The sequence below is a fragment of the Ereboglobus sp. PH5-10 genome (assembly GCF_029504735.1).
Taxonomy (GTDB): Bacteria; Verrucomicrobiota; Verrucomicrobiia; order Opitutales; family Opitutaceae; genus Ereboglobus.
In genome coordinates this window covers 24,304-39,408 of the sequence record NZ_JAQFIP010000005.1, presented here as the reverse complement: position 1 = coordinate 39,408, position 15,105 = coordinate 24,304, and the positions used below count along the sequence as shown (strand labels likewise).

General features: G+C 56.1%; 7 protein-coding genes. All 7 read right to left on the bottom strand.

Annotated elements, in window-relative coordinates; genetic code table 11:
- Positions 1-36: 36 nt before the first annotated feature.
- Positions 37-1,092, bottom strand: a complete 1,056-nt coding sequence (locus M2447_RS05560) for a LacI family DNA-binding transcriptional regulator (RefSeq protein ID WP_277557749.1) — start codon at positions 1,090-1,092, stop codon at positions 37-39.
- Between the two features lie 52 nt (positions 1,093-1,144).
- Positions 1,145-3,040 carry a polysaccharide lyase family protein gene (locus M2447_RS05555; RefSeq protein WP_277557748.1) on the bottom strand — a complete coding sequence of 632 codons (1,896 nt, stop codon included), beginning with the start codon at positions 3,038-3,040 and terminating at the stop codon, positions 1,145-1,147.
- Positions 3,041-3,064: 24 nt separating this feature from the next.
- Positions 3,065-6,913, bottom strand: a complete 3,849-nt coding sequence (locus M2447_RS05550) for a beta-galactosidase (protein ID WP_277557747.1) — start codon at positions 6,911-6,913, stop codon at positions 3,065-3,067.
- A 245-nt stretch (positions 6,914-7,158) separates the two neighbouring features.
- Complete coding sequence (locus tag M2447_RS05545; RefSeq protein ID WP_277557746.1) at positions 7,159-8,802, bottom strand: DUF5597 domain-containing protein; 1,644 nt, start codon at positions 8,800-8,802, stop codon at positions 7,159-7,161.
- A gap of 39 nt (positions 8,803-8,841) precedes the next feature.
- Entirely contained in the window at positions 8,842-11,211 is a 2,370-nt protein-coding gene (locus M2447_RS05540; RefSeq protein ID WP_277557745.1) for an autotransporter domain-containing protein, read from the bottom strand.
- Between the two features lie 57 nt (positions 11,212-11,268).
- Positions 11,269-14,340, bottom strand: coding sequence for a TonB-dependent receptor (locus tag M2447_RS05535; RefSeq protein ID WP_277557744.1), 3,072 nt, complete (start codon positions 14,338-14,340; stop codon positions 11,269-11,271).
- A gap of 253 nt (positions 14,341-14,593) precedes the next feature.
- On the bottom strand, positions 14,594-14,980 hold the full coding sequence (locus M2447_RS05530) for a hypothetical protein (RefSeq protein ID WP_277557743.1): 387 nt from the start codon (positions 14,978-14,980) through the stop codon (positions 14,594-14,596).
- Positions 14,981-15,105 lie beyond the last annotated feature (125 nt).

Sequence of the window (15,105 nt, the reverse complement as noted above, 5' to 3'; positions counted from 1 at the left end):
TATAATTATATGCGCTTAATCTGGTCACTATTTCGCCTATACTACGCGCACAGTCGGGCCCTCAACCAAGAGTGCAGGGATGTGCGTGGTTGAAGGGTGAGCCGAGATACCGTTTTCGTTGCGGTAGATTTGTCCGATGACCTGTTCGATACCGCGTGCTCCGAGCAAGCGGGGCTGCTGGTCAACACCAGCACATTCAACGCCGGGATTCTGCGTTGTGTTCATGCAAAAATATCCGTGTGTGATCGCAATTTTTGCACCGCACTCGCGCATCCAATCCATAACCCTGGCATCATTGCAGAGCACAACATCGGGATTATGTTTTTCAAACCATGCCGAAAATCCTACGCGCTCAATCTCGGGGGCAACAAGCGTGGGCACTTCCGGGTTATTGTAATCGTAACCGTTTTTGAAAACCCAATACGCATCGCCCCATCGGTGAAACAAGCGTTCCTCGCCATGTTGATTGAGCACGAGGCCGGGGCGCCGGTAGCCGAGTACATGCAGGTGATGGAGCGTCATATTCATCGCGTTATAATGATTCGGACAGATATTATGAAACGCGTTCTCACCGATATTATAGTCTGCGTAAACGCCTGCATAGCGCGACCAGTCAAAATTGTTGATAATATCGTGGCTTTTCACCGGCAGCAGGAACACTCCCGGGATGCCGCATTCCTGAAACATGGAATCGAGTTGTTCTTGCGTGATGGCGCCATTGTGACAGCGGCCCAAGTCGAAAGTTTTTATTTTAAAGCCGAGTTGCGCAGCCCGCTCGCAGGCACCTTTTGCAATTTCGCGGATATGGCAAGCCGGCCCAAACGGACGGTTTTTCGAACCATCAAGATCAACAAGAGCAACCACCCCCTGAAATGCTGTGCCTCGTTTGCGACGCATTCCGGCCATAACCGCTCCGGTAAGCGGATTATGCCGGTATCCCGCCGCCTTGGCGGCGGCCTGAATGCGCCTGCGCGTCGCAAGTTTGACCCGGGGCAGATTGCGCAATCCTTGAGCCACGGTTGTGTGAGAAAGTCCAAGTTCGCGTGCAAGATCCCGGACTGACGCAACAGTTGATGTCTTTTCAGATTTCACATGAAAATTTGGTTACACGAAGGGATTTGCGCCCATGAAACAAGCGGTGCTTTCAAGGCACGGACAATCGCGTGCCGTCGGCTTCCAGTCTCAGGTAGTCGTATTGCGTGGTGCCCGATTTTCCATTCCCGATCACTTGCATGATGACGATGGAATTGGCGCCCTTCTTCAACAGGCCGGACGGAATGGTGAAGCGTGTTTCCGAAAACGGGCCGTGGCTGCCGAGGCGAACCGGCGCATGCGCGGGAAGCGGCGTCTTGTAACGCCCCACTTCCGTTCCGTTGACGGTAACCTTTAGCGTTGATTGTGAGGAGGCTAGCGCGACATACAGCGACGCCGGCGCTCCCTTGGGCGGCTTGTTTTCCAGGGAGAACTTAATCGTCCACGGCGCATGGTCGAACTGCGCGTAATTCCAATCCTTGCGCCAGTCACTTTTGCCAACGGTGTAGGTCAGGCCGCGTCCGGCCGCGCCCTCGGCCCTGCCCGCCGCAAATGTCGCCCATTGCGAATAGTTAAACGCTCCGTTGTTAAACTCCTGCGTGTCGCGGTCGGGGATGCCTATTTCCCACACCGTAGCCGCCACGCGCGGCGGCGTCCATTGCACAGCTCCAAGATTTATCGCGGCTCCCGCGCGCACTTCTATATTTTCCTTCTTGAAGGTGCCGATGTTACCCGCGCCAAAAGCCAGCAAATTATAAACGCCGGGAAGCACGTTTGGAATGTTGAAGCTACCGTCCGCACCAGTCTTGACCCAGAATTGATACGTCCGCCCCTGATGCTGAAAATCCGTGCCGTGGTCGTCCGGCGCGAGGCCTATCCACGCGTCCGCGCCAGTCGAGGCGGGGTTTCCGGCGTCGTTTACTTTTAACATGCCGCTGACCGTGCCGCGTTCCGACGCCTGCGCATAGCCGTCGTGCTTGAACCAGGTGTAAGGCCAGGCGGAACGCTCGGCCCGCGCCTGCGCCTGTGCGTCGCGCCAGAGCCATTCGGCAACCTTGGGAACCGATTCCGTCTCCGCGCCCTGATAACTGTTCGCGTAGACAAAAAACGGGCCGTAGGTTTTTTTGAAATCGACGCCGGCATTTAGTATCAACTGCATGCCGATGCTATAGTGCGAGCCGTTGAGCATGTTTAATAGCGCGTGGTTCATGTGCGCGGTCAGCTCGCGCTTCCTGGGACCACCATTGTAGTATTCATGGCTGGGAACGGTCATCCAGATACCCACGCGTCTGCCGGTGCTGCTCCAGCCCCATACGTTCACGTCACCGAGATCGACACTGTATGAATACTTGCATTCGAACTGGCCGGCGTAATCGCCGCTGGTCAGCAGGGTCACTTCCTTTGGAGCGTCCTTCACAGGCACGGAGGCGTCCATGTCTGCCTTGGTCGGCATTTTTCTCTGGCGCAACTCATCGACGCTGAGCCAATCGAACATAGGGCTTATATATGTGTTCGAGCGCCACTCGCCGATGTTTACAAACGGATATGACGCGGGATGGCGCAGCGTGGCGGTCGCGTAATAACCGTGCGCACCACGCTTGAGACTGTAATAAACATCAACGTCCATGGCGGCTTCGTTTGACTTGCCCGACCAAGGGCAGTGGATTTTTACCTCAGCATAATCGCCGCGATTGGACGCGGGATCGACACTCAGTGCCGCCGTGCCGCGCGGGCCGCCAAAGGCGGGCGTGTTCCAGCTCCAGTAAAACCTGCCGCCACCGTGACCGCCCTCGAGCAGGTTCATGCCCTCGTAGGTGAAGCTCCGGAGCGAGGCATCCGTCTTGTTGATGCGAATCGCCACGATTCCATTGTCGAGGACGATGCTCTCACCTTCATCCCTAACCGACACATCAGGGCCGGTCCCGTTGCCGCCGCCGGGGACGTTGGCAAAACAAACTCCCGATGCCAGCATGCTCGCGGCGGCAAGAAACAACCTAATCGTTTTCATGTGTCTTTATATATTGTTTAATAATCATTCGAGGACATCGACTCCGTTGGCTTCGAGCCGGAGCTTACCGCTCCAGGTTTTGCCGGAGAGGATGCCTTTTTTCCGGCCCTCTATCTCAATCTCGACAGGCTCACGGGCGGTATTGACGTAGAGCGTGCGGCCGTTGACGACGCGCGCATGGACACCCTCCGGCGTGATCGGGCCACGCTTGATGCCGAGTTCACGACAGAGCTGGCGGTAGAGCGGCTGGAGCACGGACGGCTGGGCGTGTGTGGCGACATAGATCGCGCGACCCTTGCCGTGGCGGTTGACCGTGACGGCTGGCGGTGCGTCCTTGATGTTGGTGAAACGCGCCGTTACTTCCGCCGTGGTTGGCTCAAGCACTTCATAAAAATTGATGGTGGTCTTGAACTCGACACCGTCTATCGAACCAGTCAGTGGCTCTTTATTATTATAAAACTCGCTGGTTTTCAGACCGAATACATCGCTGAGATTTCCAGGCAAGGGAACATTATACCATTGGCTGCTCGTGTTGGCCTTGGCCGAGGCCGCCGTCATAACGACCGTGCCGCCATTGCTGACGTAGTTGCGCACGGCATCGGTGGCGGCCCTGTCCATCAGGTATTCGCCGGGGATGACGAGCAACTTGTAACGACTGAGATTTTCGTAGGTGATGTTAATAACATCCACGTCCATATTATCATTATACAACGGTTCATACGCGTTGTGTTTTTGATCCATGTATGGCGTCGAATAATAACGGTTGGCCTTGTCCACCGCCTGCCGCGAGACCCATGAATACGAAATCGCGACCTCGGGGTTCAGCTCGCGGGGGAACCCCAGCGTCTGCATCACTTGGAACTCCTTGGAGAGGCGGCTCCATTCGTCGAGTTTCCATGAGGGGGAGTCGTCGTGGTTGAGGAGACCGAAGATGGTTTGTTCCTCGCCGCCGAGATGGCTGTTGAAAGTCCATGCGAGCACGGCCTGCCCACCGTTTAGCAGGCCCAGGTGGGCGAGCATGCGCGAGCGGTTTTTTTCGCCATAAAACCCGACGGCTCCGCTGCCGCCGGCCGCCTGGAATTCATTAAACCAAACCGGCGTCGCCATGCCGCCCTTCATCATCATGGTCTCAAACGCACCATGGATCGGATTGCCCGCGTAGTAACCGAAAGCTCCGTGCGTGGCGTAATGACGATAGCTCGTCAGCCAGTCGAAGCCGAGACGCGCCCCGTCAGGCCAGAGGTTCGAGAGCACGGGTTTGTCGGGCGCGTGTTTTCGGCGGATGACGTCGAGATTTCGCAACACGTCTATCGCCGTGTCCGACCAGAAGCGGCGCATGTCGAGATGGCGCTCGACAGGGCTGGTGCTGTCGGGCACGCGGATTTGATCCCAGTCGGTGAGTGTGCGCGCCCAGCGTTGCGTCGCCCAAGCTCTGTTGAGGGCGGCGAGGTCGCCGTGTTTTGTTTTCAGCCAGGCGATAAAACGCTGACGAACGGGCTCGGAAAACGACCTGTAACCATTGCCCATTTCGTTGTTGTAGCCAATGGCGATAACGGACGGATGGTTGCCGTAACGCTTGAGAAAAACATCGGCGTAGCGATACATCAGCCGCTGGTAATCCGGGTCGGAAATATCAACCATGTAACGCCTCGCCGGATAAAGTGTGGTGCCGTCCTCTTTGACGAGCGTCGCACCGGGATACTCCTGGTGCAGCCATGGTGGCGCGATTGAACCGCCGAAATCGAGAATGACCTTGAGGCCAGCCTCGTGCATTTGATCCATGACCGAGTCGAAGGCGTCGAAGGTGAACTCGCCATTTCTCGGCTCGTAATAATCCCAGGAAAGCTCGCCCATGCGGATGACCTGCAAGCCCGCGTTTTTCATCGTGGCGATGTCGCGTGTGATTTGTTCCGGCGAGCGATCAACCGGCTGGTAATTGACGCCGACAAACAACTGCCCCTGTCCCGCCCAGTCGGCGCGACTCCGCGCTTGCGGCGATACGGCGAGGCCGCCATCGGAAATCAATTTGCGAGGGATGATTTTCGGAAACGGTGGCGCCTTCATGCCGTCGCCGATGAAGAAGCTCGGGTGCGGCGGCTGGTTATACGTGGTGTTTTGCCAGGCAATCGCGACGCGATACTGTGAATCGTGCAAGAGAGTTACCATGCGCTGCTCGGTGGGATACGGCGTCGCATAAATGCGCAGCGATTGTTGATCCTCCGCCGCCCAAATCACCTCTTCGCGCCAGTCGCCAAAAATATCCCCGCTAAGCACGGGCGCGCCCTTGGCAACCACACCATCCGGCGCCAGCAAGCGCTCGGAGCGTTGTTCACGCCAATTCCACTTGTAGATGACAGTGTTTTCAAGTTGCTCGCGCAAAAGATCACCGTCCCACCAGATCGCGAACTTGTTCGATTCCGGTTTGACCATGCCGATTGAGTTGCCCTTTGCGTCGCGCAGATGCGGGTCAACCGAACTCCACGACTCCGCGCCGGGAAAACGCGGATCGATGTCCATGATGATGCCACGGCCGTTGTCGCGGTCACCAGATGCAGTCCACAAAATTTTCCCCGTGGCCGCGTCGAGCATCGCAGAGACAATGCCGCCGTTTCGCGAGGGCTGCTCGTTGACACCGAACCGCTCAAGCCCCGGATTCGAGAGGTCAAAATCTCCAACGTGCAAAGCGTCACCGTGGCGCAAGCCAGCCGACCAGAGGCCGGTGCCGTTGTCGTCAAGCGTCATCGAGCCGTATATGATTTCGTCGCGGCCGTCGCCATCGACGTCGGCGACACTGAGTGAATGGTTGCCCTGCGAGCCGAAGGCTTCGTTGCCGGGCGTTGCACTGTCAAACACCCAGCGCTTTGTCAGTTTGCCGTCGCGCCAGTTCCACGCCGCGACGGTTGTGCGCTCATAATAACCCCGCGCCATGATGATGCTGGGGCGCTGCCCGTCGAGATAGGCGGTGCCCGCAAGAAAGCGATCACAGCGGTTTGCATAGCTGTCGTCCCAAATTTCCTTCATCTGCTCCGCGGTCGGCGCGTCGGTGCGCGGATCGCGAGACGGCCAGAAAGGTTCGCTGGCAAGCGCCGCACCGGTGAGTCCGTCAAAAATTGTCAGATACTCAGGGCCTTTCATAATGCGCCCCTGCAATGGAGCGACCATGCTGCCGTCGGGTTTTATTACAGCACCGGTTCGGTCGGTCGTCGGCCTCTCGCCGTCGTGCTCCCGCCAGTCGGCATTTGGATTGCCCAAAATTTTACCGGTTCCGTCAATCGTTCCGTCGCTTGTGCGCACAGCCATTTCCGCGCGGCCGTCGCCGTCATAATCATAAACCTGAAACTGCGTGTAGTGCGCGCCGGCGCGAATATTGCGGCCGAGATTGATGCGCCACATGAGCACGCCCTCCAATGTATAGGCGTCTATATACACCTCGCCGGTGTAGCCGCCGAAGGCGTTGTCCTTGGAATTGGAAGGATCCCATTTCAGGATGATTTCGTAACGGCCGTCGCCGTCCAAATCGGCGACACTGGCTTCGTTTGCCGAATAAGTATAGTGCTCGCCAGTTGGCGTGACTCCGGCGGGCGGCCGTTGAAGGGGGATGCTGAGATAGCCGTCCGCCCATACTTTTGCGGTGGCTCCTGCCCCGGCGTTCGCACCATCGTCGAGTGTGCGGATAATATAAACCGACTGTGGTGTCCCTGCCTTGTCCACAAAGTTCGTGGCTCCATCCAGCGGGGAAGTGTTTATTTTTTTGCCGTCGCGATAAATGTCGAATTTTGTCTCCTGTGCATCTGTGGCCAACAGACGCCAGCTCACCAGAATGCCGCCGTCCTTGGCAGGCACGGCGGCTGCGCCCCGGTCAAGGGCTTCCATCCAGCGGGGTTGTGTTTCTGCGCGAAGTCCCGCGAAAAGCGCGAGTGTAATCGCGCCCAGAAAGAAACCCCGGCGCAGAGTGTGTTTGCATGTCGAAATCATAATTTTATATTATACTGTTTTATTATTGCACGTTTTGGCAGACTACACCGTCGTCCGCCCATGCAGGAGCATGGGAAAATTTGCGAAAAACAAAGGGTGCTGGCGACCCACCGGGCGGTTTTTCGCAATTATACTATTTTATATTATTTGAAGCGATAGAGTTTGAGCTTCTGAATGCCAAACTTGTCCGGCGGAAGGCGAAGGAAACGGCCCTGACCGCTTTCATCGCCATTGAGCCAGCGGCCTGGCATCCATTTGCCATCAACAAACTCACCCTCGATGATTTGTTCGATCCCGATGCTGTAACCTTGCTTGGTGGCGTCGGAAAAGCGCAGGATGACTCCCTTGCCGGCAACGAGAAATTCGTCCTTGCCGGTCTGGATGATCAGACCGCCGTGCGCGCCATAATCCTGTTTTTCTTTAGGTGTTCTGACATCGTGCATGTCGGCCTTGAATGTGTAGCCGCTCATCTCGAACACGCGCTGCGTCATGTCCGGCTCGCCTTCGTAGCTGAGCGGCGCCTTGAAGCCGCGCATGGTGCCCTGTCCCTGATTGGCAAGGATGAGCGGCGCGATTTGACGCAGCACGCGGTAGGCGTCCGTGAGGCCGTCGGTCGAGGGATTTGGCAGCGTTTCAATGGCGAACGGCGCGAAGCCGATGCCGTCGAGTTCGCCGATTGTATAAAACGCATTCGCCCCGGCGTCGGTCTTGCCGGCGCGATTTGCCTCGGGGACAAAAACGGGATTGTCGGGACGCTTGAATTGATCGACCCAATAAACATAATCCGGAAAATAGGCGTCGAGGCCGATCAGGTCGATGTCCGGGCCGCCAGCCTTCCAGATGTCGAACACATGCGGAAGCGGACCGGCGCTCGGATACACGCCGGGCTTTTGACCGGGGGCGTTGAGGGCGACATTGACGAACATCGGCAAGTCGTAGGCGTCCTTCCCTGCCTTCGTCAGATCATTGGCGAAAACGGAGAATCCCCATGCTTGGAAAATTTCCTGCGCCTCGATGCTGTCACCGAAAACCTCCGACCACGTTCCCTCGGTTTTATAACCCTTGTGCGCCCAGACTGAGCGGACGAAGGTATGCAGGCTCTCCTTGTTCTTTTGCAGGTATTCGATCAGCGCCTGCGGAACTTTGTCTTTATAGGCCGCCTGCGCCTGCTCGCTGTAATCGCGCACGGCGCCCAGCATGCCGATTTCGTTTTCAACCTGCACCATGACTACGGTATGTCTTTTATCAAATTTCTTCAGGTGCGCCATTAACGCGCCGAACACGCGTTTGTTGGCCTTCAATGTGTCTGGATCGTAGGGGCTCAGAATATCCCGCGCGTTGCCTCGATCGTCCTTGGCCTTGGCGTAGGTTTTATAGTCGTGCTTGATATAAGGCGGCACATAGGTGGACATCGAATTTTTCCACGCGCCGAACCACAACAGCACCAGTTTCATATTATTCTCCTCGGTCTGGCGAATCAGGCCTTCGAGCGGCGAGAAATCATAAACGCCCTCCGTAGGCTCGATCTGATCCCACTCGACGGGCGCAATGATTGTATTCACGCCGATGGTTTTTAGCGTTTCCCAATGCGTGCTCAGGTGCTTGAGGTCGGAGGCTGTCGAATTGCCAAGTTCACCACCCAGAATCAAGAGTGGCTTGCCATCGACAATCAGATGCGTGGCCGTGCCGTGTTTTTTCAAATGCGGCGCGTCGGCGGCGATAAGCGACGCCGCGACGGCAAGGCCGGTGAATATTCCGACTGCTGTGCGTAATAATGGTTTTTTCATGGTTTATATTGCTTTGAAAGTGAAAGCGGGCTTCGTCTGTTAAAAACGATAGCCGACTCCGGCACGCACGTAAATGGTTCGATTAACGATGATGTTGGAGTCATTGCCGTAGCTGGCGAAGAGCGAAAATCCATTGGTGTAATCGACCGAGAAACCGCCCTCGATGCGCCAGCCGTCACGATCCAACTTGCGAGCCATAACCTCGATGTCGCGGTCAAAGACAGTCGCCTTGATGGCGCGGTCTTTGTTGGTGTCGTGCATGTAGTAAGCGTTGAGGAAGGGACGGATTTGCGCCTTGCCATTGAGGATATCGAATATGCGGGAGAACCGAAGCCCAGCGGAGAAAAGCACGGATTTCGCGCTTTGTTCCTCGACGCGAAGCGGCACGAGGGTGTCGCCGGTTTCTGTAAACGCGTCGGCGCGCCATCTTGTGATGGTAACGCCGGCAACGGGCGCGATGTCCACGAGCGGCGTGGCAATGTTGTAGGCGGCCTGAACGCGGAGGCCATAGTGCCTTCCGTCGGTGTCGGCCTTGGCGTGGCTGCCTAGACGGGCGTGGGAAACGCTGCGGCGGGCGGAATAGTCATCCGTGCCCAAAAATGCGAGCGCCTCGACCTGGATAGCATCCTTGCGATAGCGGGCGTAAAGCGCACCGGTGATGCTGGTTGAATCGCCTTTGCTGCCGGAATCATCAAGGCGGTAGTCGGTGGTGTTGTAGGCGAGCACGCCACCGGCGAGAAACGCGGGAGAAAACGCATAGTCTCCGCCAAGATAAATATCGTTCGGCTTGAAATTATAATACTCGTTGTTTTCGGTTCTCGAAACGGTGGACTCTGCGCGCGAGGCTTGCATCCAGACTTGGAATTGTTTCGAGGCGGCATCGCCCGCGCCATTCACGGCGAGACGGTTCGAGACGCTTTCGCCGAGCGCCGAGGAGGCGACGAGCGCGGCGGGCCACCACGCCTGATAGGCTTGCGGACCGAGCTGGTTGAGAACCTGTCCATAGGCACGCGCGGTGACTTGCGCGTCGAGAGAGAGAATGAGTTCGTCAGGGATAATATCCATGGCGTCATCGACGATACGGGCTATGCCGAGCTGATTGGCTGTAAGGCCGGAAACGGAGGCGAATGGCGCGCGATCAATCGTAATCCACAATTCGCGTTCGCTGCCGATGCCGGCGCGAAACTCGTAGTCGGCGATGGAGGTGAGCGAAAACGCATTCTGGTTCCAGTTGGAAAAATCGCCCGTGACACTTCCGGCGATGGTGGCGATTTTATACTCGGCGGCGCGCAGCGCGAATTCGGAACCGGAGCCAATGCCGACGGCGAGCTGGCCTCCGTCCTCAATGATGAGGTCGCCGGTGATGAGAAGTTCATTCCAGGTGGAGTTGTCGAAGAAATACATGTCGAGCTTGCCACCGCTTTTGAGCGTGACGTTGCCGGCGACGGTGAGCAGGCCCGCCATGTCAATCGTCTTGCCGCCGCCGCCAAATGCGCCGGCAGCCTCGACAACGACGTTTCCGTTGATACGCCCTGTGCCGCCTATGTAACTCGCGCGCGTGGAAATATTGGTCAGGCTGCCATTGTGAACGCCGTTAATGAGAAGTGTACCGCGGTTGATGCGGGTATAGATTTCCGCGCTGCCACGGTTTGCATATTCTATAACGCCGGTTTCCGTAAGAACAATAAGGTCGCCGTCGCCCTCGCCAAAACGGAGCGCATTGCCACCCGCGCGATCGGAATAGATCGTACCGGAAATGACGGAGGAATAACTGATGGTCGCCTCGGAGGTGCCCAGCGACACGAGAGTGCCCTGCTCGGAATACAGCGCGTAAATGGTCGGCGTGGAGAGGCCGTCAGCAAAGATAATTTGCGAGCCGGTTTCCATGGTGACCTTGGCACCCCAAAGACCGCCGCCACGCGCCGTCATCCAGTTTCCGGTAGAGCCGGTTATATTGATGCGCGTGTGGTCGCCGAGAGTGAGGTTGTAGGGCAGATCGTAGTTACTACTATTATATGAATAGAAACCGGAGCCGTCCAATTCGAGGTTGAGCCAGCCGCCGCCGGAGCTTTGAAGCGTGATGTTGGCCGAGCTTGTGGAGGGCGTGGCCGCGAAACCGCCGATCTTATATGTAATATCGGTGGCGCTGCTTGAGGCGAGGATGAGGTTTTGCGATGCACCCGTGCCGCGCCACAGGACACGGTCGCTGGAACCGGGAACGACGCCCGTGCTCCAGTTGGCGGGATTGAGCCAGTTCGAATCGACGGCTCCCGTCCAGTCAACAGTAGCCACAGGGCGTCCGGCAGCCTGCGCGAAGGCGCGGGGAGCGGCGACGATGAATACCATGATGGTGGCAAAAACAGTGGCGGTGAAAGCGCGCGCAGGAAAGGGGAAATTTTGTGATTTCATGACAGCGAATATTAAAAGATTATATTTTGTTTATATTAAAAATTACGCGGGCATGCTTCAACGGAAGTTGGCCTTGATTGCGACGGCGATGGTAGTGCCGCCGGAAGTGTAATTGGCCGTGCGATCATATCGCGTCCACTCCTCCTTTTCATTGAAAACATTGCGCCAGTCGAAAGACAGCGTCCAGACCTTGGAGAACTGCCAGTTGAAACTGATGTCCCATCGGTCGCTCGCGGCAGTGTAGAGGTGGTCGTCGCCCATGCGGAAATCGCCCGCTTCAACGGAGCCGAGTGAACGCGATGAGTAGCGGCGCAAGTAGCTGTCGCACCAGTAGTATGCCACCGTGGCATACCAACTGCGGGCGCTGTAGGTAAGACGGGTGTTGAGCACCTTGCGCTTCATGTTGTTGATTTCGATGTCACCCTTCGGTTTGGCATAGCTAAAGGAGCCGTAGAACGTGAGGTTCTGCAGTACAGAGGGCAGGAATTTAAACTGCTTGAACCGTTGGTTATAGCTGAACTCGTAGCCGGTCATCTTGGCGGTTCCGATATTCTGGGATGTTCTCACCCAAACTGGCTCGGGGAACCAGGTAGCGATATTCGGCATCATGGTGTCTGCCCAGCCATAGCGTTCGAGGATGTAGTCCTTGATTTCCTTGTAGAACCATCCGGCTGTAATCACACCGGCATTGGGTAGATAATACTCGGCGCTGATGTCATAATTGTGGCTGTATTGCGGCTTTAGTTCAATATTGCTCACGGTATAGGTATAATACTGATCCGTGCTGTTGAATTCCAGCGAGTCGGAAGGCACGAGTTTCGTCATGTCGGGACGCTGGATTGTCGTCGTATAGCCGGCGCGGAGAACGAGGTCTTTCAACGGCTCGTATTTCAACTGCACGTTCGGAAACCAGTTGTCATATGAGTTTTCTCCATGGGAAAGGCGATCTCGCGTTTCCGGGTTGGGATCCAGTGTCGGCGGATTAGTACTCCAGTCAACGCCGCGCGACCAACCCGAGGCCTCGATTTTCGTGTGCTCGTAGCGGACGCCGGCCATGATGTTAAAGTTGGAGATTTGCCATGAACCCATGAAATATCCTGCGCTAACAGCCTCAGAAATGTCGCGAGTGTAACGGGCCAGATTTGCGTAATAATCGGTCATGTAATGCGTAAACATGTTTGGATTATCATGAAAATATTCCACGACTTTATGCGGGCTTACCCAGTTGGGAATAACTGAGTTCGCGGCTCCCGACGAACTGCCGTAATTTTCATCGTAAAATTCGCTGTAACTCGGCGTAGCTGAGCTGGAATTGAGCGAATAGTAAGAACCGCGGCTATAAGTGTTGCGGCTCCAGTCATTGTAAGCCCCGCCTGCGCGGAGCACGAGCGGATGACCGAGCAATACGACTGGCACTTCCGTGTTGAATTTGCCGCCCTTGCGCTTGTCGATCATGAGTTCTTCACGATAATTCACCCGCATCGCCGTCCAGTTGTCGAGATTGAGCCAGTCGTTGTTGTCGGTCACATCCTGCTGGGTAATGGTCGCGCCGTCCTCGTCGCGCGCATCGGTTAGCAGAAAATGGCCGTAGGGGCTTTGCATCTCCACACCAGTGATTCCGCTGTTGCCGCGTGTGAATGCGCGGGACGTGAAGACGTCGTAGTCGAGTCTGCCCCAGGAGAAGGTGTGCTTGACGCCGGGATTGACCGACCAGGTTTGATTATAACGGCGCGGCGAGGGCGTGGTGCTGTTCACATACATTGACCAGTAGCCGCTTGTGTCAATATTGTCGAAATCCGAGTTCGCCGCGTTGATGGTGGTGCCGCCAATGTGGCCGTATCGGAGCCTGCGGTAGTTTCGCTCCACTTCCTTCCAGTCATTATAGGAGGTTTTCAGGAATACGGAGGTGTTGCGCGAGATTTTATAATCGAGATTGAGCGAGAGCGTGCGGTTTTGATTACGGACGGTTTCCTCGGTGAATATATAATTGTTCAGGTAGCCGTCCATGTCGGCGGTGGGAAGCTCGTCGGCGGCCAGCGACCGGTAGGTTTCATTAAAATCGCCGAGCGTCATTTTGTAGCGATAGTTTTCATAGGCGTTGAGCGTCAGCGTCACACCGAGCGTGTTGTCCAAAAACGCCTCGGAATAATAGAAATTAAACCCCGGCCCCCACTTGCGGGACGGCTCGGAACCTCCGGCGCTGGAGCTGCCGAAATCGAGCGCCTTGGTGTTGAGGTTCAGGTTAAGGCCAAATGAAATACGGCGACCTTTTTGATCGAATGCGTTTTTCGTGACCATGTTCACAACGCCACCATTGGCGTTGGCCGGGGATGAAGGGGGCGGCACTTTATATACTTCGATTGTTTCGACGGCGGCGACCGAGAAGGTTTTGAGTGAAACCTGACGGTCGTAGTCATCCTGTGCGCTGAGGCCGCTGTTGGCAAAAATATTGCCGTCGGTCGTGAACGTGGTGGCGTTGGGGCTGATGCCGCGCACCGAGAAACTGGTGACATCCTCGCCATCGTAATTGACGAATATGCCGGGGATGTTTTTCAGGATTTCGCCCGCGTTGGTGTCGAGCATGTTGCCGAAGGCGTCGGCGGAAACGACGTTTTTCATCACGTCGGACTGACGCTGCTGCGTGATGGCGGAAGCCTGCCCCTCACGCGCGGAGGAAACGACATAGCGGTCGAGTATATAAAGTGACGACGCGAGCGTGAACTCGACATCCGCCGCCGTACCCGCTTCGACAACCACAGTCTTTTTTTGCTCGTCGAGATCGCCGTAGGTGATTCGCACCGTATGCTCACCAGGCTCGACCCTGTTGAGTGTAAACACACCGCCGGAAGCAGTCGTCGCAGCGGCGGTGGTGGAACCGTCGAGATAGACAAGCGCACCTATGAGGGCGTTGCCGGTTGCCTCACTGTAAACGCGTCCGTTGATGGAGCCGGGGTCGATGGAAGCCGTTTGCGCGGCGAGTTGTGGAGCGGCCGAGAGCACGAACAACGATGTCAACACCGCGAGCAGCGCGCGTGTGAACACGCCGGGTTGACTGGCGACGGTTGCGATTTTTTTTAACAGCGAGGCGGAGGACGCCAGCGATCGGGGATTGGTAGGTTTACGGTTCATGTAGTTGGGATGTGTTTAGTATGAATGTAATTGTATTTGCATTTCGTATATGCATCAGGGCGAAACGGTCATCGTCGAGACCTTGTTAGGTGCGCTGTTTGGCATGACGGTGCAGAGGGGAATTGCGGTTTTGGGATTGGATCAACTGTTGGGTGATTTTGTATGATACCAAATTGTCGGGATAACCGCCATCACCCAGATAGGGGATTTTTAGGAAGTTTCTCAAGATGGCGTCTTTATAATTCGGATTCTACTATTTTGCCTCAGCCGGGCCGATATTGATTATTTTGCCATCGGTGCCGGTCACTTTCAGCCAATACCAATATTGCGCGCCAACATCCGGAACTTCATCCACATATTTTGCCGGGGTTAGACGCACGGATTTGAGTTTCGGGGCGCCTTTTCGCTCTGGTTTGTCATTACGCAGGATTTCAATCCCCCTCCATTCACCCTCGGGCAGCGTCCAGACAATCGTTACCGTGGAGCCTTTGCGCATGGCATTGAGTTCGCCTTTTTGAGCACTGACGGCCGGTGCGGATGATTTTGAATCCATTTTTTTCTCAAGCGCGGCATGGGCAGCAATCGAGAAGGCAATAGCGATAATGCCAGCGAGGGCGATGAGGCGTTTTGCTATATTCATGGTCGTTTGGGTTGGTTTAGGCGCGGGCTTGGGTAGATGGGATGGAGGTAGATTCGGGGACAGCATTCGCATAATAACAAAAGAGGCGGTGAGGGGCTATCGCCCATATGGGGGATTTTTTGACG